This window comes from Pseudomonas sp., from assembly GCF_036387035.1.
Classification (GTDB): Bacteria; Pseudomonadota; Gammaproteobacteria; order Pseudomonadales; family Pseudomonadaceae; genus Aquipseudomonas.
Genome location: NZ_DASVUM010000147.1, coordinates 1 through 25,653 on the forward strand (window position 1 = coordinate 1; position 25,653 = coordinate 25,653).

A 25,653-nucleotide genomic window follows, 5' to 3' on the forward strand; every position below is an offset into this window, starting at 1 on the left:
GGCCCTTCCTTCGTCAGGGTTCCTTCACTCCGGTCCCGCTCCGTGGGCCCGCCGCCATCCGCCATCCATGGCGGGGGGCGGCTCTCGCGGCATCCATGCCGCTCGGCCCACTCCGCGAAACCTGCGTTCAGCCTGCACCCAAGTCGCGATTGGCGGTGCCTGGACTTCCTGCGTAGGCAAATCAAGAGCAGATCTAAAGCAGATCTAAAGCAGATGCAGAGCAGATCGAAAGCAGATCGAAAGCAGATCAGAAGCTTCCCGGCTAAAGCCGGTCCCACTGACTGCGCGCATTGCTTTTAGTGGGACCGGCTTTAGCCGGGAAGAGGCCCGTTCAGGCACCGACATTTGATCGTTCCCACGCTCCGCGTGGTAACGCCGCCGAAGATCCTGATCGCTGCCGAGATCCACTGTAGGAGCCGGCTTGCTGGCGAACGCGGTGAGTCAGAACCAAAGGCGTAGACTGACGAAACCGGTTCGCCAGCAAGCCGGCTTCTACAGATCCGTGATCTTAACCGCCCCCGTTGCTAGCCGCGCAGGCAGTTTCAGTTGCGCGCACAGCCCGCCCCCTTCGCGGTTGGTCAGGCTCAACGTTCCGCCCAGTGCGATGGTCAATTGCTGCGCAATCGCCAGGCCCAGCCCGGTGCCGCCGGTGTCGCGGTTGCGCGAGCTTTCGACGCGGTAGAACGGTTTGATCACTTCCGACAATTCCCCTTCGGCAATCCCGGGACCGCGGTCCAGCACTTGCAGGGACAGGCTGTTATCGGCGTGGGTAACGACGTCGATCTGCGCCGCACCGCCAAACTTCAGCGCGTTATCCGTCAGGTTGACCAGCACTCGGCGCAGGGCGTGGGGGCGGGTGTCGATGACCGCGCCGGTCTTGCCGTTCAATTGCACGTCACGGCCGACGTCCTGGTAATCAAACACCAGGCTGTCGAGGAATGAATCCATGTCCACACGCCGCGCGGTTTCGGTCGACGTGTCCATGCTGCGCGCGTACGCCACGCCTTCCTGCACCAGGTGCTGCATCTCGCTCAGGTCGCTCCACAGTTTGTCCTTCTCAACGCCATCGTCCATGAATTCGGCGCGCAGTTTCATGCGGGTGATCGGTGTCTGCAGGTCGTGGGAGATCGCCGCCAGCAGCTGCATGCGCTCCTTCACGTACGTCGAAATCCGTTGCTGCATGGTGTTGAACGCGACAGCAGCGAAGGCAACCTCGGTCGGGCCGTTTTCATCCAGACGAATGCCTTCGCCGTTCGGGTCGAGATTGTCGACGGCGTGGGACAGGCGCGTCAGCGGACGTATCGCGGTGCGTACCGCCAGCCAGGTGCAGACAAACAGCAGCACCAGTTGCCCGATCAACAGCAGCGGCAACCAGGGAGACAGCGGTGTGATCTGCGGGCGCACGTCGATCGTCAGCGGACTGCCGTCCTTAAGCGTTAAATGCGCCTGATAGTGCGGGCGGCTGTCGGCGATGTTATTGAACGTCAGCGTGTAATCATGACCCAGGCTGTCCTGCATTGAATGCACTGACATCGGCGCCTTGTCCATGTCCACTGGCGTGCCGGTCTCGCCGGGACCGAGCAGGTAGCCGTAGGTGGGGTGTTCGAAGCGGGGCAGCCAGGCGTGGCGCTCGCTGGCGGGCAGGCGTTCGAGGACGGCGACGGTGGTGCTCAGGTCGCGCTCCATATTGCCCAGCATCGTGGACATTGCGCTTTCATAGCGCTCGTAAAATTGCAGGCCGAACGACAGGCCGTGGGCCAGCACCAGGCTGACCAGAAAAATCAGCGAAAGCCGGGACGCCAGGGTGCGCGGCCAACTGAAGCTCAGCTTCATGCGCTGTCTCCGAGAATTTCCACGGCGTAGGTGAACACGTAGCCCTCATTGCGCACGGTCTTGATATAGGCCGGGTCGCGCGCATCGTCCGCCAGGCGCTGACGCAGGCGGCTGACCAGCAGGTCGATGGAGCGGTCGAACAGGTCGGCGTCGCGGCCCTGGGTCAGGTTCAGCAGTTGATCGCGGCTCAAGACGCGCTGCGGGTGATCGAGGAAGGTGCGCAGCAGCCGGTATTCCGCGCCGCTGAGGGTGACCACCGTGCCCTGGGCATCGAGCAAATGGCGGGCGGTGGTGTCCAGTTTCCATTTACCGAAGGCCAGCAGGCGCCCGGCTTCAGTGACGATCAGGTTCGGCGGCAGCATGCGGGTGCGGCGCAGCACCGCGTTGATCCGCGCCAGCAATTCCCGGGCGGCAAAGGGTTTGACCAGATAATCGTCGGCGCCCATTTCCAGCCCGATGATGCGATCGGTCTCATCGCTGCGGGCGGTGAGCATCAGCACCGGGGTGGTCTTGTGCTTGCCGGTGCGCAGTTCGCGGCACAACAGCAGGCCGTCGTCGCCCGGCATCATGATGTCGAGCACGATCAGGTCAACGGGCGTGGATTCCAGAAAAGAACGCATCTGCCTGCCGTCCGCCACCACCGTGGTGCGCAGGCCGTTCTTCTTCAAGTAGTTGCCTACCAGTTCTCGAATCTCGCGATCGTCATCGACTATCAGAATGTGATCGACGTGCTCCATTGCCGCTGCTCCCGTACTCATTGGTGTGGGACGCATCTTAACCAGTCGCGCGTGACTTGCCTGCTGGCGTTTGTATTCCACTGTATCTGGCGCTGCCGGGCATACATGCGCATGCAAAAGGCCGTTTTTTCGGCGCGAATGTATCGCTGTGTATCTGCGGCGCGCTCTGACACGTAAGGATGATTTTCCGGCGGTTCGCGACACAAGCGAGATACCTGAGGGGCGTTCAATGGGACCCATCGAGACGACAGACACACGTCGCCTCGAACCCTTATCGAAACGACCCTTTGAATACCGGAGAACACCATGAACTGGAAAAACCTCAGCATCGCCACCCTGTTTGCCGCCATGAGCCTGGGCGCTCTCACTGCACAAGCCCAGCCGGTCGCTCAAGCACACGATTACATGTACGGCGAACATCTGGACATCGCCAAGGCCCTGTCCACCGAAGTCGACGCAACCCCGATGTGCGGCGTGGTCAACGCTCATCTGCGCTACCTCGATTCCCACGGGCAGCAACAAGTCTTGAACTACGAAACCGTTGCCCAGAACTGCCCGCAGGACAACTAAGCCCGGGCAGCTTCACCGAGAGCCCGGTGCGTTGTCACCGGTCGCCCGGTTCGCTCATTACCCTTGAAGATTTCAGGAGCATCACACCATGACACCGATCAAAGCCACGCTGTCCGCCGTTGCCTTCGCACTCGCCGGCTTCGCCGTACACGCCAACGCAGCCGTGCAGCAGTCCTGCGCCGACGACCGCGTCTGCTTCCAGCTCGCACCCACCGTGGCCGAGAACGGCTCCGACAAAACACCGCTGGTGATGTGGATCGAAAGCCGCGGCCAGATGGTTGCCGAAGGCGGCTCCGAACACACCCGTGCCGGGATGGCGGGCGAGCGGCAAAGCCGGGTCTGAGGCCCACGTTGGACGGCAATGCATGGGCGCGTCCAGGCTCTCGGCGACAGGTGAGCGGGCGGTGATCGGGCGGCAGGAGTAAGCTGTGCTCCTTTTTGACTGCCCGCGCCCACGCGCCGCTCAGGACCTTACTCCCGCAATGAGATCACCCGCTGCCTTTGCGCCACCGCCGTCGTTGTTTCTGCCCCTGACCGAAGAGGTGTGCAAAGGCCTGGCCGCAGGCGACACGCTGGACGATTTCCTGAATGAAGCAGGCCGACCGCAACTCGCCGCGCTGATGCTGCTGCTCAATCTCAACGCACTGGTCGCGCAGAACACCGCCGTCGAACAACTCGAACGCATGCTCGATGACGTCATGCGCGCGGCGGCCTCGGTGGAAGAAGCGGGGGGCAGTTTCGCGGACTTGCTGCGCGGCCGGTTCAGCGCTGGACACCTGGCCGCGGGCCTGGCGATGCTGGAGATGGCCGGCGTCAGTCTGCTCGAACAGGCCGACATCGAGCAGAAGGATTACCTGGACGGGGAAGGGCAGTGGGACTTCGGCTTCGGCTTGCGTCATCGCGCGACGCTGGAGCCTTTGACCCGCGAGGTGGTGATGCCGTCCGGCGACGTCCTGCATCTGAGCGATCAGCAGAGCCGGATCTTCGACGAGTTCAAGGTGTGCAACGAGGAGTCGTTCCACCTTCAGGCCTACGCCGGCGTAGGCAAGACGTACCTGCTGGCGAAGTTTTTCGAGGTCCTTGTCCCTGAGAAGACCCTGCTCATGGCGACGTTTCCGGGCCAGGTGGCGGCGCTGCAGGCGCGGGTGCGTCAGGCCAACCCCGATGCGCGGATCAACGCATGCACCTTCGGGCACATGGCCAACCTGCTGCTCAACCGCGACCTGACCGCCCGTGGCTGGCGCAACACCGACCTGCAGCGCACCGGCGCCAGCTCACTGGTCGATGACCGGCAAGTGGCGCAGTGGCTGAACATTCAAGCTGTGGGCGGACTGCAGCCGCGGGAGGTGGCGCGCGCCTGTCGCAGCACCGTGCACAGCTACAGCCTTTCGCCGCTGGCCAACATCGAGGCGCGGCACCTGCCGTCGCTGGGGCATGCGGTGAGTCAGGCCGACATCGCCATGCTGCTCGAATACAGCCGTCTGCTCTGGCGCGAAACCGTCCGGCCGTCGGCGCCGCACATCCGCCTGCCGATCCGCAACAGCCACCGGATCAAGTTTCTGGCGCTGACGCAGGAAGTCATCCCCGAGCACTACAGCCATATCATCATCGATGAAAGCCATGAACTGACGGCGCCGATGGTGCAGATCCTCGACCGTAGCCCGCAGGCGGTCATTACGCTGGGCGACGAATTCCAGCAACTCAGCGGCAAGACCCCGCGTCACGGGGGCTTCATCCGGCAGCGTTTCATGACCCAGTCGATCCGCGCCGGCAAGCAAATGGCCGACGTGCTCAACCCGCTGATTCAGTTGCACCCCAGCGATATCAAGGAAGGCTTCGTGGGCCGCGCGCCTTACCCGACGCGAATCATCGGCCACGGCGTGATGCCGATTCCGGAAAAACCCACCACGATCCTGGTCGCCAATGAATGGGGTCTGTTTGCCTGGTTCAAACGCCTGACCGATGCAGGCGCACGTTTTCACCTGCCGCCGCGCACCCTGGAAAGCCTCACGCTGTTCGTCAAAGGCCTGGACCTGCTTTACCGGGAAGACCTGCGGCCCCAGCACCGGCTGATCTTCCGTTACGCCTATTGGGACGCGCTGGCTTCGGCCATGGGCGGCAGCCACGAATTCAAGGCGCTGCACGAGTGGCTCGGCCAGGGCAACCGGCTGCAGGATTTCATCGACACCGCCCAGCGTTACTGCAACGACCCGGCGGCGATCCTCAAACTGGCCAACGTCGAGGACGTGAAGAACCAGGAATTCGACGCCGTGCTGCTCTCCCGTGACCTCATGCGGCCACCCCGCGAGGGCTCGGCGCATTCACTGGCCAGCGTGTGCTCACTGCTCTACACCGCCAGCTCCCGCGCCCGACACGAACTGCTGCTGCCGGGGAACATGAATGACTGGTTGCAGGATTTGGGGCGTAAATAGAAGGCGGTTCTGGTCCAGACGCCGCGTTGCCCCCAGACCAAACCCGTCCCTGTGGGAGTGAGCTTGCTCACGAAGGCGTCATTTCAGGCGCTGAAGATGTGTCAGATGTTCCTGCCCCTTCGTGAGCAAGCTCACTCCCACATGAACGGTTCTTGGCGGGGAGGAAGTCCAGCAAAGCGGACTATCAAGCGCGGCAGTCGCCACCACGCCACTGCTTCGGACTCACGCCAAACCATCGTTTGAACGCGCGCGAAAACGCGCTGGTTTCCGAGTAGCCAAGCAGCGAGGCGAGTTGGGTGATGCTCAGGTTCTGCTGCTTGAGGTGGCTCAGGGCCGAGTCCTGGCGAATGTGGTCCACCAGTTGCGTGAAGCTGAGACCGTGTTCGCGCAGCTTGCGCTGAAGGGCCCATTCGGACAGGCCGAGGGTGTGGGCGGTTTCGTCCAGCGCCGGTTCGCCCAGGTGCAGGGTGGCGAGGATGGTCTGGCGGGCGCGCTCCACCAGAGTGGCCTCGTTCCGCGTGCCATTGCTCACGCTGTTGTCGCCCAACTGACGGATCGCGTCCTTGATCAGCATCAGCAGGACCGGGTCGCTGCCGGGCATGCCTTTGCCCACCACATCGGTCTTGGGAATCAGCAGTGAATTGCAGCCCTGGCCGAAACACACGTCGGCGCGGAATACATCGCGGTGCTCATGCCAGCCCAGGGGTTTGGCATGCTCGAAGGCGACCTCGCGCGGCGCCCAGTCCGGGCCGAGCACGTGACGCACCAGGTTCAGCGCCATGCCCATGGTCAGTTCAGCGTCCTGACGACGTTCGTTGATGGCGCCGTGGCGCACCTGATAATCGAAGCGGTAGCACTCGCCCTGATCCACCAGTTCGATCAGCGTGCTGTGCTGATGAAAGGGGAAGGCGGCGGAAAAGTTGATGAGCGCGTCTTCCAGCGTCGCCGAGCACAGGCCGATGTAGCCCAGCAGGCCCAACGCCTGCGGCTGGAATTGTTGACCATAGCGCAGACCGAAATTGTCGCAGCCGGTCTGGCTCGCGGCTTCTTCCAGCACCTTGCAGTAGTTGGTCAGCGGCAGGCTCAGGGTCGGATGCAGCAGTTGCTCGGGGTCGATGCCGGAACGGCCGAACACCCTGTCCAGATCTCCGCCGTGTTGCACTATGAAGCCATCGAGCCCGTTGGCCGCAGCCGACAGCACGCCGCGATTGCTGGCAGCGGGCGTCTGCGATGCGGCGGCGGGGACGAGGGTCTGGAGCATTGGCGTGATCGCTCTGACGGTGGATAGGCCTACCTTGCAAGCAAATGTCATACCTTGTTGCAACTGCGCGGGTTGCGGCGGGAAACCCGCATCGTTCGGACGACCTCCGGCCGAGCAGCAAACAACAATCCAGGCGGGAGCGAGCGTGCTCGCCAAGACTCTATGCCAACCGCCGGACCCGCCGAATGTGCCCACCTCTTCGCGAGCAAGCTCGCTCCCATAGACGCTCGGTGCTACCCGGCGACTCATCTGCGGGCCAGGAATCCGGGAATTTCGGTGCCACCCGAGCGGGACACACGGCGCAATCGTGACCTCCAATAAAGCACCGGGCGTTTTTCACGCGCCAGCGTGGCGCACCCCCGGCAAATACCCGGAAAACTTGACCGCACACGACAAACCGCGCGCCGTACGGTCAAGCCTTGGGCCTCAGGCAGTGACTATGCTCGACGTCAGACAAATACCGTCGCCTGGCTACCGGGGTACACGCTCATGACCGCTTCACAACTCAAACCTACGTTGGGAACCCTGCACTTGTGGGGTCTGGCCGTCGGCCTGGTGATTTCCGGCGAATATTTCGGCTGGAGTTACGGCTGGGGCACCGCCGGGACCCTGGGTTTTCTGGTGACCACGCTGATGGTCGCGGTGATGTACACCTGTTTCATCTTCAGTTTCACCGAGCTGACCACCGCGATTCCCAACGCCGGCGGGCCGTTTGCCTACAGCCTGCGCGCCTTCGGCGTAACCGGCGGGATGATCGCCGGGCTGGCCACGCTGATCGAATTCGTCTTCGCGCCGCCGGCCATCGCCATGGCGATCGGGGCCTACCTCAACGTGCAGTTCCCGGCGCTGGACCCCCGTGTTGCGGCCATCGGCGCCTATTTCGTGTTCATGACCCTGAACATTCTGGGCGTGAGCATCGCCGCAACCTTCGAGCTGGTAGTGACGCTCCTCGCGGTCGCGGAACTGCTGGTTTTCATGGGCGTTGTCGCACCGGGCTTCAGTTTCAGCAATTTCGTCCTGGGTGGCTGGGCCGGTTCCGACACCTTCAGCCTGCCGGCCATCAGCGGCATGTTCGCGGCGATTCCGTTTGCCATCTGGTTCTTCCTCGCCATCGAAGGCGCGGCCATGGCGGCCGAAGAGGCCAAAGACCCGAAACGTACCATTCCCCGCGCTTACGTGGGCGGCATTCTGACGTTGGTGGTGCTGGCGATCGGCGTGATGATCTTCGCCGGTGGCGTGGGTGACTGGCGCACGCTGGCCAACATCAATGACCCGCTGCCGCAGGCGATGAAAGCGGTGGTCGGCGGCAATTCCAACTGGATGCACATGCTGGTGTGGATCGGCCTGTTCGGTCTGGTGGCGAGTTTCCACGGCATCATTCTCGGTTACTCCCGGCAGTTCTTCGCCCTGGCTCGCGCAGGCTTTTTGCCGCCGAGCCTGGCGAAACTGTCGCGTTTCCAGACGCCCCATCGCGCCATCCTCGCGGGCGGCGTGATCGGCATCATCGCGATCCTCAGTGACGGCGTGATCAACCTGCAGGGCATGACCCTGACCGCCGCGATGATCACCATGTCGGTGTTTGGCGCCATCGTGATGTACATCATCAGCATGCTCAGCCTGTTCAAGCTGCGCCGCAGCGAACCCAACCTTGAGCGCAGCTTCCGCGCGCCGGGTTATCCGGTGGTGCCGGGCATCGCTTTGGTGCTGGCGGTGGTGTGTCTGGTCGCCATGGTCTGGTTCAATCTGTTGATCTGCGCCATATTCATCTGCCTGATGGCGGTGGGCGCGCTGTTCTGCAAAGCGGTCCGCGGGCGCAGTGCGGCGGTCGCGGTCGTCGGTTAATCACGCGGTTCGACAAAAGAGGTGTGCATGAGCTTTTCCCACAGCATCGGTGGCATGGTCTGGCGCTTCGACAGCCTGCGGGAACTCATGGCCAAGGCCAGCCCCGCGCGCTCCGGTGACTTCCTTGCAGAAGTCGCCGCCGGCAGCGATGCCGAGCGCGCGGCGGCGCAAATGGCCTTGGCCGACGTGCCGCTCAAGCGATTCCTCACCGAAGCGCTGATTCCCTACGAAGCGGATGAAGTCACCCGCCTGATCGTCGACAGTCATGACCGCGCGGCCTTCGCCGCGGTCAGCCACCTCACGGTCGGCGGCTTTCGTGACTGGCTGCTGGGGGACGACGCCACCGAGGCCAGTCTCAAGGCATTGGCGCCGGGGCTGACGCCGGAAATGGCCGCAGCGGTGTCGAAGATCATGCGCGTCCAGGACCTGGTGCTGGTGGCCCAGAAAATCCGCGTCGTGACCCGTTTTCGCAACACCGTCGGCCTGCGCGGACGCATGTCCACCCGGCTGCAACCCAATCACCCCACCGATGACCCGGCCGGCATCGCCGCCAGCGTGCTCGACGGCCTGCTGTACGGCAACGGCGACGCCATGATCGGCATCAACCCGGCCACCGACAGCGTCAGCGCCATCAGCGAACTGCTGAAAATGCTTGATGGCGTCATCCGGCATTACGAGATTCCCACCCAGTCCTGCGTGTTGACCCACGTCACGTCTTCGGTCGCGGCCATCGAAAAGGGCGTACCGCTGGATCTGGTGTTTCAGTCCATCGCTGGCACCGAAGCGGCCAACAGCGGTTTCGGCATTAGCCTCGAGATCCTGCGCGAAGGCTACGAAGCCGGTCTGAGCCTCAAGCGCGGCCCGCTGGGCGATAACCTGATGTACTTCGAGACCGGGCAGGGCAGCGCGTTGTCGGCCAACGCTCATCACGGCGTCGATCAACAGACTTGCGAGGCTCGGGCCTACGCCGTCGCACGGCACTTCAATCCGTTTCTGGTCAACACCGTGGTCGGCTTCATCGGTCCGGAATACCTGTACAACGGCAAGCAGATCATCCGCGCCGGCCTTGAAGATCACTTCTGCGGCAAGCTGCTCGGCGTGCCCATGGGCTGCGACATTTGCTACACCAACCACGCCGAAGCCGATCAGGACGACATGGACGTGCTGCTGACGTTGCTGGGCGTCGCGGGGATCAATTTCATCATGGGCATTCCGGGGTCGGACGACGTGATGCTCAACTATCAAACCACCTCGTTTCACGACGCGCTGTATGCGCGCAAGACCCTGGGCCTGCGCCCGGCACCCGAGTTCGAGGAATGGCTGACGCGCATGGATATCCTGCGTCAGGACGACGGCGGCGTGCGGCTGGGGCAGGGCGTGCCGCCGCTGTTCCGCAAGGCGCTGGCGCAATTGAATTAGCGCTCACTGAGCGTTTGAGGGAAGGGCTTGAGCCATGAGCGATGACAACAAATCACCCGCACGCGCCGATGCCTGGGAGCAGTTGCGGTCGCTGACGTCGGCGCGAATCGCCCTGGGACACGCCGGCACCAGCCTGCCGACGGCGGCGCAACTGGACTTCCAGTTCGCCCATGCCCAGGCGCGCGATGCCGTGCATCTGGCGTTCGATCACGCGGCGCTGGCCGAGCAACTGGCGGGCCGCTCCCGCGAGACGCTGACCCTGCAAAGCTCGGCAACCGACCGCAATGTCTACCTGCAGCGCCCTGATCTGGGCCGGCGCCTGTCCGAGGCCTCGGCGGCGCAACTGCGCAATTACTCGGAGCGCCATGCCGAAGGATTCGATCTGGCGTTGGTGGTCGCCGACGGGTTGTCTGCGCTGGCGGTGCAACGCCACAGCCCGGCGATGCTGCAACGCATCGACGAAATGGCCGTGGCGGAAGGCTGGAGCCTCGCACCAGTAGTGCTGGTGGAGCAGGGCCGCGTTGCCGTTGGCGATGAAGTCGGCGCGCTGCTCAAGGCGCGCATGGTGGTGATCCTGATCGGCGAACGGCCGGGCCTCAGCTCGCCGGACAGCCTGGGCCTGTACTTCACCTACGCACCGCGGGTGGGCCTGAACGACGCCGCGCGCAATTGCATTTCCAACGTGCGCCTTGAAGGCATGAGCTACGCCATGGCCGCGCACAAGTTGTTGTACCTGATGCGCGAGGCCTGGCGCCGGCAATTGTCCGGCGTGAGTTTGAAGGATGACGCTCAGGTGCCCGTGCTGGAAGCGGGCGAGGGCAACCGGCCGGGGAATTTTTTGCTGGGCGGATGAGCGTTTGCTTTGGCGACCAACCGATGTCCGCGCGAACGCGCAGTCCGGCGGACTTGCATCTGTGGCATACGCAGGTCATAACCATTCACGCAGGTGTGGGAGCCGGCTTGCTGGCAAAGGCGGTGTGCCAGATATCTTAGATATCTGGCCAGAATGGGTTCGCCAGCAAGCCGGCTCCTACGGAACGCAACCATTGCCGAGAGGATCGCCCCATGCCCAGCGCCCAATCCGACCTCGCCGTCAGGCATTTCCTTGAAGAGTTCTGGCTGGCGCTCGGCGGTCAGGCTCGCGCGCTCGATGATTTGAAAGTCACTGGCGAGGGCGCGCTGGCGTCGGTCTTCCCGGTCACCGATTTCGCGACGGCGGCGATTGCGGCGGCGCATCTGGCGGTGGCCGAGCTGATCAGCCAGGCCCACGGCACGTTGCCGCCGGTCACGGTCGATCGGCGCCTGGCCTCGTTCTGGTTCGCGACGACCCTTCAGCCCCAGGGCTGGATGCTGCCGGCGCAGTGGGACACGGTGGCAGGCGACTATTTCGCCGCCGATGGCTGGATCCGCTTGCACACCAACGCACCGCATCACCGTCAGGCCGCGCTCGCCGTGCTGAAAACCGCCCCCGAGCGCGACGCTGTCAGTCAGGCCGTGCGCCGCTGGCAAGCCACGGCGCTGGAAGGCGCGGTGGTCGACAACCAGGGCTGCGCCGCCGCCATGCTCAGCGCAGCGGCCTGGCGCGACCATCCGCAGGGTCGTGCCGTCGCGGCCGAACCCTTGCTGCACCGCGTCGATGCCGCACTGCCATCGGTGTCAGCGGTGCCGGGCGCTGGTCCATCCAACCGAGCACGACCCGAGTCGAGCGTCCCGCGTGAACGACCCTTGCAGGGCATCCGCGTGCTTGACCTCACGCGGATTCTCGCCGGACCGGTGGCGACGCGGTTTCTCGCCGGGTTCGGCGCCGAGGTGCTGCGCATCGATCCCTTTGGCTGGGACGAGCCCGGCACCGTGCCCGAGGTCGCGCTTGGCAAACGCTGTGCGCGGCTGGACCTGCGCGAGCCTCGCGATCGCGCGGTGCTGGAGGGTTTGCTCAGCGAGGCCGACGTCATCGTCCACGGCTACCGCGCCGACGCCCTCGCACGGCTGGGCCTGAGTGCCGAACGCCGTCGTCAGCTCAATCCCGGTCTGGTCGACGTGTCCTTGAACGCCTATGGCTGGAGCGGACCGTGGCGCGAGCGACGCGGCTTCGACAGCCTGGTGCAAATGAGTGTCGGCATCGCCGATGCAGGCATGAACGCCGCAGGCAGTGATCGGCCCGTGCCACTGCCGGTGCAGGCGCTGGATCACGCCACCGGGTATTTGATGGCGGCGGCAGCCGTGCGCGGTTTGACGCAGCGACTGGCCACCGGACAAGGCGTGCAGGTGCAGGCCTCCCTGGCGCGTACCGCTTTATCGTTGACGTCGTTTACTGCGACCGGTGCCCAGCCTTCAGTCCTGCAACCCCTGAATCCGAGCGATTACGGCGCCGACGTCGAGCACACCGCATGGGGGCCCGCGCTGCGCCTCACACCGGCCGGGCAGATCGAAGGCACGCCCACGCACTGGAAGTGGCCGGCCGGCCCGCTGGGCCGCGCCGATGCGAGATGGCTATAACGTCGGCCTGACCAGGCGCGTATCAGACGGCCCCAATCATCACGTCGAGGTTCTGCACCGCCGCCCCGGCCGCGCCTTTGCCCAGGTTGTCGAACACGGCGGCGAGCAACACATGGCCCTGGTTTTCAAACACCATCAGGCGCAGGTTATCGGTGCCGTTCAACTGACGCGGATCGATGCCGGTCAGCCCGCGCGATTGCTCCATCGGCACCACCTCGACAAAACCGCTGCCGTCATAATGCTGGGTCAGCGCGGCGTGCAGCGTGGCGCCGGTCACGCCGTGAGGCAGCAGCCGTGTGTGCAGCGCGATGGTCAGCACGATGCCCTGACGAAACGCGCCATACGCCGGAACGAACACCGGCCGCTCGCTCAATCCGCTGTACTGCTGGATTTCCGCGACATGCTTGTGCGCCAGGCTCAGCCCGTAGACCTGAAAGGGAACAGCCTGGGCCGCGTCAGGCCCTTCGTATTCATCGACCCCGGCGCGGCCCTTGCCCGAATAACCCGACACCGCGTTGATGCTGATGGGGTAGTCGCGGGGCAGCAATCCTGCCGCGAGTAACGGCCGCAACAGCCCGACCGCACCGGTGGGGTAGCAGCCCGGATTGCTGACGCGGCGGGCGGTGGCGATGCGCTGAGTCTGTGCGTCGCCTATCTGCGCGAAGCCGTAGACCCAGTCAGGGTCCGTGCGGTGCGCAGAGCTGGCGTCGATAACCCGCACGTTCGGATTGGTGATGCTCGCCACCGCGTCGCGGGCCGCATCGTCCGGCAGGCACAGCACGGCGATGTCGCAGGCATTGATGGCAGCGGCGCGGCTTTGCGGGTTCTTGCGGTGCTCGGCGGGCAGCGTCACCACGTGCAGGTCGGTACGCCCTTGCAGGCGCTGGTGGATGTGCAGGCCGGTGGTGCCCTGGTCGCCGTCGATGAACACCACAGGCGGGGAAGGTTGTTTGAAGGACATGGGTCTGGATTCCGCTAAGGGTCGTCAATGACCGACATCTTCAAGCGCTGGTGTCGATAGAGAAAGTTGAATTTATTGACGGTACACTTCAGCTTTTCTGAAGAGGGGGCAGTGCCGTGCGGGAAATCAGTCTGGACCGTTTGCGCACACTGGTGGCCATCGCCGACCACGGCTCGTTCGCCGAAGCGGCGCGGGTGCTCAACCTGGCACCGCCGACGGTGAGCCTGCACATCGCTGATCTGGAGCAGCGAGTGGGCGGGGTGCTGCTGTCGCGCACCCGCGGACGCGTACAGCCCTCGGCGATCGGCGACACGCTGATCGAACGTGCGCGGCGCTTGCTGGCCGATGCCGAACAGGCGCTCGAAGACGTTGAACGTCAGGTGCAGGGACTGGCCGGGCGCGTGCGGCTGGGCGCTTCGACCGGCGTCATTGCGCAACTGCTGCCGCAGGCACTGGAAACCCTGGAGCGCTTGCACCCCGGCATCGATGTGCAAGTGGCGGTGCTGACCTCGCACCAGACGCTGCAAAAGCTCGCGGACGGCAGCCTGGACATCGGCGTCATCGCCTTGCCTCAGGCGCCGGTCAAGGGCCTGTCGATTCAGCCGTGGCGGCGCGACCCGGTGATGGCCTTTCTGCCGGCGCGCTGGGAGTGTCCGCCGGTTATCACGCCGACCTGGCTCGCGGCGCAGCCGCTGATTCTCAACGACGCCACCACGCGGCTGTCGCGCCAGGTGGCCGAGTGGTTTGCCGGCGAAGGGCCGCAGCCCACGCCGCGCATACAGCTCAATTACAACGATGCGATCAAGAGTCTGGTCGGGGCGGGCTATGGCGCGACATTGCTGCCCCACGAAGCGTCTACGCCGGCGCCTGATCGGCGCATGGTCATGCGTCCGTTGCAGCCGGCGATGTGGCGAGAGTTGGGCACTGCGCACCGGGCCGGAAGCGTCGAACGCTCGACCCGGTATGTGCTGGAGGTGTTGCAGGAACTGGAGGCGTTGTGATTAGAGCGGCAGGCATCGTCGCCGGCCGGTGCATGATCCTGTCAGGCGCCGGCCGGTGACAACGTTGACGTCATGCCATTAGAATTTGAACGCCTGGCGCCCGATCAGCAGCCATTGGCCTTTCTGTTTCTGCCAGATCTGGAAGTTTTCTATCTCGGTCGGAACGACCTTGCCACTGTTCACGGCTTCGGCGGAGAAGTGGTTACGCACCAAAGCGACGTCGCCGTTGAGGATGATCTTCTGGTTTTTCATTTCCAGCGTATTGAAGCCGCTGCGCCCGGTTTCAATGTCGGCGATGAATTCTTCCTTGTTCTGAACCTTGCCGCTGGAGTGGCCGTAGGTGACGTTGTCGGAAGTCAGCGCGCCCAGGGCCGCGATGTCTTTGTGCAGCATCGCCTGGGTCATTTTGTCGACGGCTTTGGCGACGTCCTGCTCATCGGCAGCGGGCGCGGCGGCGACGAAGCCGGAGAACAGGCACAAGAAGCCGAGGGTCAGTTTGAGTGTTGTCATGGATGCGTCCTTTATTATTGTTGATGGCATGATGCAGGAGCCACGTTGGGTGATGATCGCGTTTGTACGTCGTCGTACAACCGCGGCGTTCAGGCTAGCCCACAAACGAGGTGTTGGAAAGGCCGCCTTAGAAAGGGTGGCTTTGTCCAGGCGCAGGCTGATACAGGCGTGCGAAACACTGCTTTACTGAGGGCTCGGTGCGGCACGTTCAGGCGCTCGGCCTGGCGCCTGTAGCTGCCCCTATATCGATGAGGATGCGCACAGATGACCCGTCTTACCGCTAAAGACTTTGCCCCGGAATTGCTGGAGCTCTACGACTATTACGTCCACGGCAAGATCAACCGCCGGGAGTTTCTTGACCGCGCGGCGGTGTTCGCCGTGGGCGGGCTGGCGGCGACGACCCTCCTGGCCTCGCTGAGTCCCAATTACGCCTTGGCCGAGCAGGTCGAGTTCACCGACCCGGACATCATCGCCGAGTACATCACCTACCCGTCGCCCAAGGGTCATGGCCAGGTGCGCGGCTACCTGGTGCGCCCGGCGAAGGCTGAGGGCAAAGTCGCCTCGGTGCTGGTCGTGCATGAGAACCGCGGCCTCAATCCTTATATTGAAGACGTTGCCCGCCGCGTCGCCAAAGCGGGTTTCATTGCCCTGGCGCCTGACGGTCTGACCTCGGTCGGGGGCTACCCTGGCAACGATGATAAGGGGCGCGAACTGCAGCAGAAGGTGGACCCGGAGAAGCTGATGAACGACTTCTTCGCCGGCATCGAGTGGCTAATGGCGCATCACGCATCGACAGGCAAGGTCGGCATCACCGGGTTTTGTTACGGTGGCGGCGTCGCCAATGCCGCCGCCGTGGCCTACCCGGAGCTGGCCGCAGCGGTGCCGTTTTACGGCCGCCAGCCCAAGGCCGAAGACGTCAGCCGTATCAAGGCGCCGCTGTTGCTGCATTACGCCGAGCTGGACAAGCCGATCACCGACGGCTGGCCGGCGTACGAAGCGGCATTGAAAGCGGCAGGAAAAACCTACGAAGCGCACATCTACAAAGGCGCTAACCACGGCTTCCACAACGACTCCACCCCCCGCTACGACGACGCGGCGGCCACCCTGGCGTGGAACCGGACGGTGGATTGGTTCAGAAAATACCTGGTCTGATGGGGCGCGGTGCGGCTGGAAGAAGATCAAGAGCCTCGGCCTAACGGCCTCGTGTTTCGCCTTCGGCGAGTTACTTTTAAACAGCACTAAAAGTAACCAAAAGTGCCTGCTCTCGGTTGGGCCCGACTTCGTCGGGTTCCTTCACTCCGGTCTCGCTCCGTGGGCCCGCCGCCATCCGCCATCCATGGCGGGGGGCGGCTCTCGCGGCATCCATGCCGCTCGGCCCACTCCACGAGACCTGCGTTCAGCCTGCACCCAAGTCGCGATTGGAGGGGACTGGGCTTTTTGTGTAGGAAGATCAAAAGCAGATCAAGGGCTTCCCGGCTAAAGCCGGTCCCACTGACTGCACGCGGTACTTAAGTGGGACCGGCTTCAGCCGGGAAGGGGCCGGTGTGCACGACATCAATTCTGCGGTGTGACGCCTGACGTCTTCCCGGCTAAAGCCGGTCCCACTTTCAGATCATCGCCAGCCTCATTGGCTGCACGCGAGCCTTAGTGGGACACCGCCACTCTGGTTGGCGCACGCGAGCCTTAGTAGGACCGGCTTCAGCCGGGAAGAGGCCCCGTTGGACGACATCAATGTTGCGGTGTAACGCCCGACGTCTTCCCGGCTAAAGCCGGTCCCACATTCAGATCATCGCCAGTCTCATCGGGCGCACGCGAGCTTAGTGGGACCGGCTTCAGCCGGGAAGAGGCCGGTTTGCACGACATTGATTCTGCGGTGCGACGCCTGACGTCTTCCCGGCTAAAGCCGGTCCCACATGTGGATCATCGCCAGTCTCATTGAGTGCACGCGAGCCTTGGTCGGACACCGCCACTCTGGTTGGCGCCCGCAAGTTCAGTAGGACCGGCTTCAGCCGGGAAGAGGCCGGTTTGCACGACATCAATGTTGCGGTGTGACGCCCGACGCTTTCCCGGCTAAAGCCGGTCCCACATTTGGATCATCGCCAGTCTCATTCGCCGCACGCGAGCCTTAGTGGGCCACCGCCACTCTGGTTGGCGCCCGCGAGCCTCAGTGGGACCGGCTTCAGCCGGGAAGGGGCCGGTGTGTACGACATCAATTCTGCGGTGTGACGCCCGACGTCTTCCCGGCTAAAGCCGGTCCCACATTCAGATCATCGCTAGTCTCATCGGGCGCACGCGAGCTTAGTAGGACCGGCTTCAGCCGGGAAGAGGCCGGTGTGTACGACATTAATTTTGCGGTGTGACGCCTGAGGTCTTCCCGGCTAAAGCCAATCCCACATTTGGATCATCGCCAGTCTCATTCGCCGCACGCGAGGCTTAGTGGGAGACCGCCAATCTGATGGGCGCACGCAAGCCTTAGTGGGACCGGCTTCAGCCGGGAAGAGGCCGGTTTGCACTACATCAATGTTGCGGTGTGACGCCCGACGCTTTCCCGGCTAAAGCCGGTCCCACATTTGGATCATCGCCAGCCTCATTGGGCGCACGCGAGCCTTGGTGGGGCATCGCCATCTGATGGGCGCACGCAAGCTCAGTGGGACCGGCTTCAGCCGGGAAGGGGCCGGTGTGTACGACATCAATTCTGCGGTGTGACGCCTGACGTCTTCCCGGCTAAAGCCGGTCCCACATTTGGATCATCGCCAGCCTGATTGGGGCGCCGACACTCGGCTCCATCGGCACCAAAACCTTGCACGGCGTGCCGGATTTGGGCGCATGGCGCTGGACGGCGACACCCCCGTGCACCGCTGCCGCCGCACTTTACGGCCCTTTTACCCCCCTGGCCCGGCTTTTGCTTTTGTTGAATCCAAACTTGGATACAAGATGGAAGCCTCCCATGCCTGCGCTGCAAATCCCTGAATTCGGCTGGACCCTTAACGAGTGGCTGACGGCCTATCAGACCGAGCAGTTGACGCCTGACGTGCTGCTGTCGCTCCCCACCGCTTACCCGCAAACCGACACGGCGTGGATCATCCGCGCCAGTCAGGCTCAGCTCAGCGAGCAGCTCGATGCCCTCGCCGAGCGTCTTGAGGCGGTCAACGGAGACATCGCCCAACTGCCGCTGTACGGCGTGCCGTTCGCCATCAAGGACAACATCGACGCGGCGGGCTGGCCGACCACGGCGGCGTGCCCCGAGTTCGCGTACACCGCGAGCGAAGACGCAACCGTAGTGGCCCGCCTGCGCGCTGCGGGCGCGATTTTGATGGGCAAGACCAACCTCGACCAGTTCGCCACCGGCCTGGTCGGCACGCGGTCGCCCTACGGCGCGGTGCCCAACAGCTTCAACCCGGATTACGTCAGCGGGGGTTCGAGCTCCGGTTCGGCGTCGGTGGTCGCGCGGGGGCTGGTGGCGTTCTCGTTGGGCACCGACACCGCAGGCTCCGGTCGCGTGCCCGCCGGTTTCAATAACATCGTCGGCCTGAAACCGACCAAGGGCCGCATGCCCAACACCGGCCTGGTGCCGGCGTGCAAGACGGTGGACTGCATCTCCATCTTCGCGCTGACGGTGGCAGACGCACAGACCGTCGCCGGCCTCGCTGAAGGCTTCGATGCCAATGACGCCTACTCACGGCACAACCCCTGCACGGCGCCAGTGGGCTTGCGTGCGGCGATGAAGCTGGCCGTGCCGGACACCCTGGAGTTCTTCGGCGATACGCAAAACCAGGCGGTGTTCGAACAGGCGCTGCATCGGTTGAGCGACATGGGGGCGGAGATCACGCGCATCGATTTTGCCCCGTTCAAGGCCCTGGCCGAGCAGTTGTACTACGGCCCGTGGGTGGCCGAGCGCACAGTGGCCCTGACCTCGATGCTGGAAAGCGACCCGAGCGCCATCAACCCGGTGGTCCGCGGCATCGTCGAAAGCGGTCTGGCCTACAGCGCCTGTGATGCCTATCGCGCCGAATACTTGCGCGCCACGCTGAGCCGGCAGATCAACGAGGCCCTGGCCGGGTTCGACGCACTGGTCGTGCCCACGTCCGCGACCCTGCGCACTCAGGCGGAAATGGCCGCTGAGCCGGTGCTCTACAATTCGCAGTTCGGCTTCTACACCAACTTCACCAACCTGGCGGACCTCTCGGCCCTGGCATTGCCGGCGGGCATGCGCGCCGATGGCCTGCCGTCGGGCATCACCCTGATTGCACCGGCCTGGCACGACACCGCGCTTGCCCGGTTCGGCCAGCGCTGGCAGGAGAGCGTTGGCTTGGCGCTGGGGGCGACAGGTCGCTCGCTGCCGACGCCTGCCGCATCGCCCGCCGTTGCACCGCGCGGCAGCGTGCGCGTCGCCGTGGTAGGCGCGCACCTGACCGGCATGCCGCTGAACGCCCAGCTCACGACCCGCGACGCGGTTCTCGTCGAGCAATCGCTGACCGCAGGCGATTACCGGCTTTACGCACTGCCGGGCACCGTGCCGCCCAAGCCGGGGCTGGTCAAAGCCGCAAGCGGTGCGTCGATCATCGTTGAGTTGTGGGACATCCCGCTGGCCCGCTTCGGCGAGTTCGTCGCCGAGATTCCCGCACCTCTGGGCATCGGCAACCTGACGCTGAAAGACGGCCGCACTGTCAAAGGCTTCATCTGCGAACCCTGGGCGATCGACGGTGCGCTGGACATCACCGCGTTCGGCGGCTGGCGCGCCTACATCGCCAGCCTGCAAAAGGCCTGATCCTGCCTGTGACGCGGCCGAGAAAGCGGCCGCGACAGCCCTGAACCCTGCGACGGAGCACAGTGGCCATCATCCCTTCACAGACACCCAAACAGCGCCCGGACAACCTGGCCGAGCGCATCTATCAGCAGCTCAAGGAGGACATTTTTGCCTTTCGCCTGCTGCCGGGGGATCGCTTCAGCGAAGGCGAGGTGGCGGAACGCGTGCAGGCCAGCCGCACCCCGGTGCGCCAGGCGCTGTATCGGCTTGAGCGTGAGGGTTATCTGGAGGTGTATTTCCGCAGCGGTTGGCGGGTAAGGGCGTTCGATTTCAACTATTTCGAAGAACTCTACGACGTGCGTATCGTCCTGGAATGCGCGGCCCTGGCGCGTCTGGGTGAACTGGACCTGGAGCAACACCCGATCATCGACGAGCTGAAACGCACCTGGCTCATGGCGCCAGTCGAGCGCCTGCAAGACCCTCAACAAGTGTCAGCGCTGGATGAGCGTTTTCATTGCGCGCTGCTCGAGGCGGCAGCGAACAAGGAGATGGCGCGCCTGCACACAGAGATTACCGAGAAGATCCGCATCACCCGCCGCCTGGATTTCACCCAGACGGCGCGCATCGAAGCGACCTATGACGAGCACGCGCAGATCCTTGATGCCGTGCTCAAGCGCCAGACCGAGCACGCGCAGCAGCTGCTCAAGCGGCACATCGAAATCAGCAAACAGGAGGTGCGTAATATTACCCTGCACCGGCTACACGTCGCCCGGCCATGAGCTGACGGTCTCAAACCCAGGGTCAGCTCAGGCCGTTTTCGCTAAAAGCGCCTAGCGCGGATTGCGCCGCTCGGCCACTTCAGCCAGCACCGCCAAATCCATTTCGCCCTGGCCATGCTCGACGGTGTCCTGCAAGTGGGCGCGAATCATCTCGGCGCCCGGCATCTGCACCGACACCTGACGGGCCGCAGCCAGCACCAGGTCCACATCCTTGAGCCCGAGGACCGCCTTGAACGCGGCCGGTTCGTACTGCCGTTCACCGATCAGCGCGCCATAGCCCGCGTAAACGGGGCCGGGAAAGATTGTCGATGACGCCAGCTCCACCAGATCGGCGGATTTCAAGCCGTGGCGGGTGACCAGGACGGCCGCTTCACTCATCGCCTCGATGGCCGACACCAGCATGAAATTCATCGCCAGTTTCATCGCGTTGGCGCGCGAAGGGACGTCGCCCATGTGCCAGGTCTTGCTGCCGATCAGGTCCAGCAGCGGCTGCACCGTGTCGATGGCCTGCGCGGGGCCGGCGGCCATGATATTCAGCTTGGCGGCCGCGGCCATGTTGGGTCGGCCCATCACAGGGGCGGCGATGTAATCAATGCCCTGCGCGGCATGCAACGTGGCCAACTCATCGGCGAAGGTTACGGAAATGGTTGCCATGTTGATGTGGATCAGCGGGCCCTTGATGCGCTGCAACAGGCCGGAGTCCAGCAGCACGGTGCGCAAGGCCTGATCATCAGCGAGCATGCTGAACACCACGTCGGCTTCGAACGCCTGCGCGGGGTCGCTGACGGCCGTCGCGCCTTGCGCCGCCAGTGGCTGCGCGGCGTCGGGGGAACGGTTCCAGACCAGCAGCTCATGACCGCCTTTCAACAGATTGCCAGCCACGGCCTGACCCATATTGCCGAGGCCCAAAAAGCCGATTTTCATGGGGATACGCTCCAGTAGACGATAGGGGTACGGCGCGATTAGGTGCCGAACGGGGTGAGCAAGATCCTTCACGACCTGTGCGGCTCACCTTCGTGAAGAATGGGACCGCGCCACGCCAGCAGCGTGCCCGGCCATTGCAGGTTCTCGACAATGACCTGTGCTGCCCCGTGCTACTGCGCCTGCCGCGCTTCGCCGCGTATCACCAGACCGATGCCGACACCGGAGACCGCCATGCCCAAAGCCATCAGCCATGACAGCGGTTCATCGAACATCGCCCAGGCCAGCAACAGCGTCAGCGGCGGACTGAGGTAGAGCACACTGGCGACCCGCGTCGCCGTGGCCCGGCGCAGGCACAACCAGTACAAGCCGTAGCCGCCGACCGTCGACACCGACGTCCACAGCACACTCATCGCGAAGCCTGCATTGGGAATGGGCGCGAGGCTCCCGTGCAGTCCGGCAACCAGGGCAAAAACGAAGGCCGACACGAAGCACTGCAACCACAGGTTGGGCAGCAAGCCCAGCGGCTGCGGGTCGGCGGAGTGTTTTTGCCACAGCGTGGCGACCGCCAGCGACAGCATGCCCAGCACCGGCAGGGCGTAGGCCCAGGTCGGCGCGCTGCCCCAGGCCAGCGCGTCGTGAGTCGCCAGCACCACGCCCGCGAGGCCAATCAGCAACCCGAGCCATACTCGGCGGCTCATCCGTTGCCGCAGGACCCCTGCCGCCAGTACCGCCATGCCGATCGGCAGCAGATCGGCGAACAGCGCCGCCAGTCCGGCGGGCACGCCCAGGGCGATGCCTTCTGTCACGCCGAACAGATAACCGGCCATGGCCAGCAGACCGACGCCGGCGTTTTTCAGCAGCACCGCGGGCGGGGTCTGGCGCAGTGCCCGGGCGACGAAGGGAAAGAAAATCAGCGTGACCAGGATGCAGCGCCAGAACACCACCAGCGACGCGGGCGCGTAATCGATGGAGAAGCGCGCGCCAATGAAGCCTGAGCTCCAGATGATCACCAGCCCGGCTTCAAGCAGCGGCAAGGGGATCGCCCGGCGTTGGGACGGGGTGTGCAGGGTCGCGTTGGTCAGTTCGTTTGAAGTGTTCATGGACCCAACCTAGGCACTCGCCGTAATCTGATAAATCAAAATAAACGGCAGCAGTGCTTCGGGATCCGTAAACCATGAGCGCCATTCTTGATATCGAACACGTGCGCACCTTTCACGCCGTGGCGCGCATCGGCAAGTTCAGCGCGGCGGCGGAACAGCTGCACAAAAGCCCCGCCGCCGTCAGCGTACACGTGCAGCGGCTGGAAGCCGTGGCGGGCGGGCGGCTGCTCAATCGCGACAATCAGTCGGTGTCACTGACCCCCTTGGGCAAGCGTTTCCTGACCTCTACAGCGGCGCTGCTCAGTACCCATGACCAGGTGCTCGCCGAACTGCAGGGCACGCAACTGGCGGGGCGCATCACCCTTGGCGTGCCGGATGAATACGCCACGCACATGATTCGCGACGTGCTGCCGATCTTCACTGCGCAGTGGCCCAATATCGTGCTGGAGCTGAAGACCGCGCCCAGCTTCGCCCTGCGCGACCAGGTGCAGCGGGGACGTCTGCAAGTGGCAGTGATCGCACAACCCAAGGGCCAACTGGGCCCGGACGATCAACTGCTGGTCTCCACTACGCCTGTCTGGGTCAGCGCCGCGCAGTATTCGCAGGCACTACCGGACCCGTTGCCGCTGGCCGTGCATGCCGCGCAATGCTCGTACCGGCAAGCCATGCTCGAGTCGCTCAAGCGCAGCGGGCACCGAATGCGCATCGTGCTGGAGAGTTCGTCCAATCAGGCGGTCAAGGCGTGCGTCGAGGCAGGGTTGGGGATCAGCCTGATCGACCGCGCCCGCGTCACCAAAGGCATGCGCATACTCGACGGCCTGCCGGCGATCAGCGACCACGACATCATTGTCGTGCGCTCATCAGCCTCCCACGGCGATGACGCGGTGGACCTGCTGCGCCAGGCAATCGGGCAACACTTCAGGCTGTAAAACTGACCGGCTCAGTCCTCCGAGCGCTCGCAGAACCGCAGGCGGTTGCCGAAGGGGTCGGCGATTTCCATGACCTTGCCCCAGTCCAGGTCCTGAATGCGGGGGCGTGAATAACCGTACTGCTTCGCCAGCAGCTCGCCCTGCAACGCGGCGATGTCGCTGACCGGCACGAAGATCGTCGAGCCTGGTGTTGCGTCGCCGTGGTGTTCGGTCAGGTGGATGATCAGGTGGTCGCGGCGGGCCTGCACATACAGCGGCAGGTCCGGTTCGAAGCGGTGCTCCCAGTCAACGCTGAAGCCGAGAAAGTCGACGTAGAACTCTTTGGCCTTGGCCTCGGAAAAAATACGAATCAGCGGTATCGCCGGGGACATCTGCACAGGGGTTCACTCCTTGAGGGTCTGAGCGGGCCATTCTAGACCACCGTCAGCCCGCGTCTACTCAACGTCCGCGCGGGTCTGCGGCTGACGCACGTAAATTGCCAGCAGCATCGCGCCAAGGCTCAAGGCGGCGAGGGCGACTGAGCCGACATCGATTGCCAGGTCCAGGCCCCAGGCCGTGGCTGCGCGGCCCAGCAGCAGTGCGACGACGCCCTGCATCAGATACGCCACGAGAAACAGCGCTGATAAGGTGCCGGCCCGGTGATGCATCGGGGCGTGGGCGTTGATCAGGTTGAGGCCGCCCATGAACAACAAGCTGTAGCCCGCACCGCAGGCCGCGCTGGAAAGCAGGAACACCGGCAGGGCGTGGGTTGTGGTCGCGAGCATGAGCAGCAGCAGGCTGACGATGGACACACTGGCGCCGGCGATGATCGACAACCGGGAGCCGAAGCGCTTGCCGACGATGCCGGTGATGCCGAGCACGATGGCGAACAGCGAAATGGCGCCGCCGTTGACCAGCGCGTTGCTTGAGCCGATCAGGTCGTGGGCGATCTGCGAGCCCAGCGAGAGCATGGTCGCCCCGACCGAGTACGCGGTGAGCACTGCGCTGACCGCCACCACAAACGTGGCGCGCAGTGGAGGGTGAATGTGCGGCAGCTTCAGCGACCAGGTTTTTTTGCTTTCGGCCGGGGTGTGGCGCGGCAGTCCCCAGACGCCGTACAGCGTGGCGGCGAGGACGACAACCAACACCCAGAAACTCAGGCGGGTAGGGAACGGCGCGTACTGGATCAGCCCGCCACCGAGGATCAGCGCGGCGGCCAGACCCGATGCCTGCGCGGCGGTGGTGATGGCCCCGGCGAGTTTGGCCTTGCCTGGGGCGCTGAATTCGACGACCGCCGCCGCCGAAGGGCCTGCCGACAGCCCGACGCCGATGCCCATGAACGCACGACCGATCAGCAGCCAGGTGACGTTGGGGGCGACGGCGAACAACAGCACGCCGATCAACGAGGCAGCGACGCCAAGAAGCATCGCCGCACGGCGACCGATGTGGTCCGACAGATCGCCCAGGGCAATCAGCGTCGCGACGACGAACACCGGGAACACGGCGAAAATCAGCGTGGTGACGGTCGGTGTCAGTTGCCATTGATGGGCGTAAAGCGGGTACATCATGGCGGGCGCGGCGCTGGTCCACAGCGTATGCACCACCACGGCGGCCGCCACCCAAAAGCAGGTCCGGCGGCTCCATGTCGTGTGGGAGTGATTCATTCGATGCGCCTCGCAGTGATCAGATCAACGACGTTAATGGGGGGAGGGTGGGGTTGGCTTGTATCAATGTGCGTATGTGGCGCGGTCAGCCCCACCGTTCGAGACACCGCCAATCCAGAGTGACCGGCGATGCCTGTAGTGGTCACGCTGGCTTCTTCCCGGCTAAAGCCGGTCCCACTAATGAATCGCGTGCATTTAGTAGGACCGGCTTTAGCCGGGAAGGCTTCAGGTGTCACGCGGCAAAACTGAGGGTGATCAGGCTGGCCTCTTCCCGGCTAAAGCCGGTCCCACTAAGGGATCGCGTGCAGCCAGTGGGATTCGCTGAAGGATGTAGTGGTCAACTAATTCCGGACACCTCGATAGGTGGTTTTGATGCCATCGTTCGTTCGTAGACGGTCGGTGGCAGGTACCCCAGTTTCGAGTGCAGCCGCTTGTTGTTGTAATACCCAACGATGTATTGGGTGATGTC

Annotated in this window: 22 protein-coding genes; 12 read left to right on the top strand and 10 right to left on the bottom strand. The window is 64.1% G+C overall.

Going from position 1 to position 25,653, the window contains the following annotated elements; translation table 11 throughout:
* Window positions 1-492 precede the first annotated feature (492 nt).
* Entirely contained in the window at window positions 493-1,833 is a 1,341-nt protein-coding gene (locus VF672_RS14005) for a HAMP domain-containing sensor histidine kinase (RefSeq protein WP_331105175.1), read from the bottom strand.
* Window positions 1,830-2,570 carry a response regulator gene (locus VF672_RS14010; RefSeq protein ID WP_331105176.1) on the bottom strand — a complete coding sequence of 247 codons (741 nt, stop codon included), beginning with the start codon at window positions 2,568-2,570 and terminating at the stop codon, window positions 1,830-1,832. Before VF672_RS14010 ends, VF672_RS14005 begins: the two co-directional genes overlap by 4 nt.
* Window positions 2,571-2,876: 306 nt before the next feature.
* Between VF672_RS14010 and VF672_RS14015 the strand changes: the two genes are divergently transcribed.
* From VF672_RS14015 to VF672_RS14025, 3 genes are all read left to right on the top strand, one after another.
* Window positions 2,877-3,140: a DUF2790 domain-containing protein gene (locus tag VF672_RS14015; RefSeq protein WP_331105177.1), complete on the top strand. Its 264-nt coding sequence runs from the start codon at window positions 2,877-2,879 to the stop codon at window positions 3,138-3,140.
* Between the two features lie 88 nt (window positions 3,141-3,228).
* Window positions 3,229-3,483, top strand: a complete 255-nt coding sequence (locus tag VF672_RS14020; protein ID WP_331105178.1) for a hypothetical protein — start codon at window positions 3,229-3,231, stop codon at window positions 3,481-3,483.
* A 139-nt stretch (window positions 3,484-3,622) separates the two neighbouring features.
* Window positions 3,623-5,572, top strand: coding sequence for a hypothetical protein (locus VF672_RS14025; RefSeq protein ID WP_331105179.1), 1,950 nt, complete (start codon window positions 3,623-3,625; stop codon window positions 5,570-5,572).
* Window positions 5,573-5,756: 184 nt separating this feature from the next.
* On the opposite strand, the gene qhpR is transcribed toward VF672_RS14025, so the two are convergent.
* Entirely contained in the window at window positions 5,757-6,833 is a 1,077-nt protein-coding gene (gene qhpR / locus VF672_RS14030) for an AraC-like transcriptional regulator QhpR (protein ID WP_331105180.1), read from the bottom strand.
* Between the two features lie 489 nt (window positions 6,834-7,322).
* Between qhpR and eat the strand changes: the two genes are divergently transcribed.
* From eat to VF672_RS14050, 4 genes are all read left to right on the top strand, one after another.
* Window positions 7,323-8,675: an ethanolamine permease gene (gene eat, locus VF672_RS14035; RefSeq protein ID WP_331105181.1), complete on the top strand. Its 1,353-nt coding sequence runs from the start codon at window positions 7,323-7,325 to the stop codon at window positions 8,673-8,675.
* A gap of 27 nt (window positions 8,676-8,702) precedes the next feature.
* A complete protein-coding gene (locus VF672_RS14040; protein ID WP_331105182.1) occupies window positions 8,703-10,094 on the top strand; it encodes an ethanolamine ammonia-lyase subunit EutB in 1,392 nt (463 codons plus the stop codon).
* Window positions 10,095-10,128: 34 nt separating this feature from the next.
* Window positions 10,129-10,947 carry an ethanolamine ammonia-lyase subunit EutC gene (gene eutC / locus VF672_RS14045; RefSeq protein WP_331105183.1) on the top strand — a complete coding sequence of 273 codons (819 nt, stop codon included), beginning with the start codon at window positions 10,129-10,131 and terminating at the stop codon, window positions 10,945-10,947.
* Between the two features lie 212 nt (window positions 10,948-11,159).
* Entirely contained in the window at window positions 11,160-12,590 is a 1,431-nt protein-coding gene (locus VF672_RS14050; RefSeq protein WP_331105184.1) for a CoA transferase, read from the top strand.
* 22 nt (window positions 12,591-12,612) lie between these two features.
* On the opposite strand, the gene argC is transcribed toward VF672_RS14050, so the two are convergent.
* Entirely contained in the window at window positions 12,613-13,551 is a 939-nt protein-coding gene (gene argC, locus VF672_RS14055; protein ID WP_331105185.1) for an N-acetyl-gamma-glutamyl-phosphate reductase, read from the bottom strand.
* Between the two features lie 116 nt (window positions 13,552-13,667).
* Between argC and VF672_RS14060 the strand changes: the two genes are divergently transcribed.
* Entirely contained in the window at window positions 13,668-14,552 is an 885-nt protein-coding gene (locus VF672_RS14060; protein WP_331105186.1) for a LysR family transcriptional regulator, read from the top strand.
* Window positions 14,553-14,630: 78 nt separating this feature from the next.
* Here VF672_RS14060 and VF672_RS14065 read toward each other — a convergent pair whose 3' ends face one another.
* Window positions 14,631-15,062 carry a nuclear transport factor 2 family protein gene (locus VF672_RS14065; RefSeq protein WP_331105187.1) on the bottom strand — a complete coding sequence of 144 codons (432 nt, stop codon included), beginning with the start codon at window positions 15,060-15,062 and terminating at the stop codon, window positions 14,631-14,633.
* A 264-nt stretch (window positions 15,063-15,326) separates the two neighbouring features.
* Between VF672_RS14065 and yghX the strand changes: the two genes are divergently transcribed.
* The 3 genes from yghX to VF672_RS14080 all read left to right on the top strand — a co-directional run bounded on the left by yghX (window position 15,327) and on the right by VF672_RS14080 (window position 20,588).
* Window positions 15,327-16,214: a YghX family hydrolase gene (yghX, locus tag VF672_RS14070; protein WP_331105188.1), complete on the top strand. Its 888-nt coding sequence runs from the start codon at window positions 15,327-15,329 to the stop codon at window positions 16,212-16,214.
* Window positions 16,215-18,009: 1,795 nt separating this feature from the next.
* Window positions 18,010-19,830 carry an allophanate hydrolase gene (atzF, locus tag VF672_RS14075; protein ID WP_331105189.1) on the top strand — a complete coding sequence of 607 codons (1,821 nt, stop codon included), beginning with the start codon at window positions 18,010-18,012 and terminating at the stop codon, window positions 19,828-19,830.
* A 62-nt stretch (window positions 19,831-19,892) separates the two neighbouring features.
* Complete coding sequence (locus tag VF672_RS14080; RefSeq protein ID WP_331105190.1) at window positions 19,893-20,588, top strand: GntR family transcriptional regulator; 696 nt, start codon at window positions 19,893-19,895, stop codon at window positions 20,586-20,588.
* Between the two features lie 51 nt (window positions 20,589-20,639).
* Here VF672_RS14080 and VF672_RS14085 read toward each other — a convergent pair whose 3' ends face one another.
* The gene (locus tag VF672_RS14085; RefSeq protein ID WP_331105191.1) at window positions 20,640-21,512 is read right to left on the bottom strand and encodes an NAD(P)-dependent oxidoreductase; all 873 of its coding nucleotides are present in this window, start codon (window positions 21,510-21,512) and stop codon (window positions 20,640-20,642) included.
* A gap of 170 nt (window positions 21,513-21,682) precedes the next feature.
* Window positions 21,683-22,612 carry a DMT family transporter gene (locus VF672_RS14090; RefSeq protein ID WP_331105192.1) on the bottom strand — a complete coding sequence of 310 codons (930 nt, stop codon included), beginning with the start codon at window positions 22,610-22,612 and terminating at the stop codon, window positions 21,683-21,685.
* 74 nt (window positions 22,613-22,686) lie between these two features.
* On the opposite strand from VF672_RS14090, the gene VF672_RS14095 reads away from it, so the two are divergent.
* On the top strand, window positions 22,687-23,541 hold the full coding sequence (locus VF672_RS14095) for a LysR family transcriptional regulator (protein WP_331105193.1): 855 nt from the start codon (window positions 22,687-22,689) through the stop codon (window positions 23,539-23,541).
* 11 nt (window positions 23,542-23,552) lie between these two features.
* On the opposite strand, the gene VF672_RS14100 is transcribed toward VF672_RS14095, so the two are convergent.
* From VF672_RS14100 to VF672_RS14110, 3 genes are all read right to left on the bottom strand, one after another.
* A complete protein-coding gene (locus VF672_RS14100) occupies window positions 23,553-23,918 on the bottom strand; it encodes a glyoxalase superfamily protein (protein ID WP_331105194.1) in 366 nt (121 codons plus the stop codon).
* 57 nt (window positions 23,919-23,975) lie between these two features.
* Window positions 23,976-25,184: an MFS transporter gene (locus VF672_RS14105; RefSeq protein ID WP_331105195.1), complete on the bottom strand. Its 1,209-nt coding sequence runs from the start codon at window positions 25,182-25,184 to the stop codon at window positions 23,976-23,978.
* Window positions 25,185-25,521: 337 nt separating this feature from the next.
* Entirely contained in the window at window positions 25,522-25,650 is a 129-nt protein-coding gene (locus VF672_RS14110) for a hypothetical protein (RefSeq protein ID WP_414705609.1), read from the bottom strand.
* Window positions 25,651-25,653 lie beyond the last annotated feature (3 nt).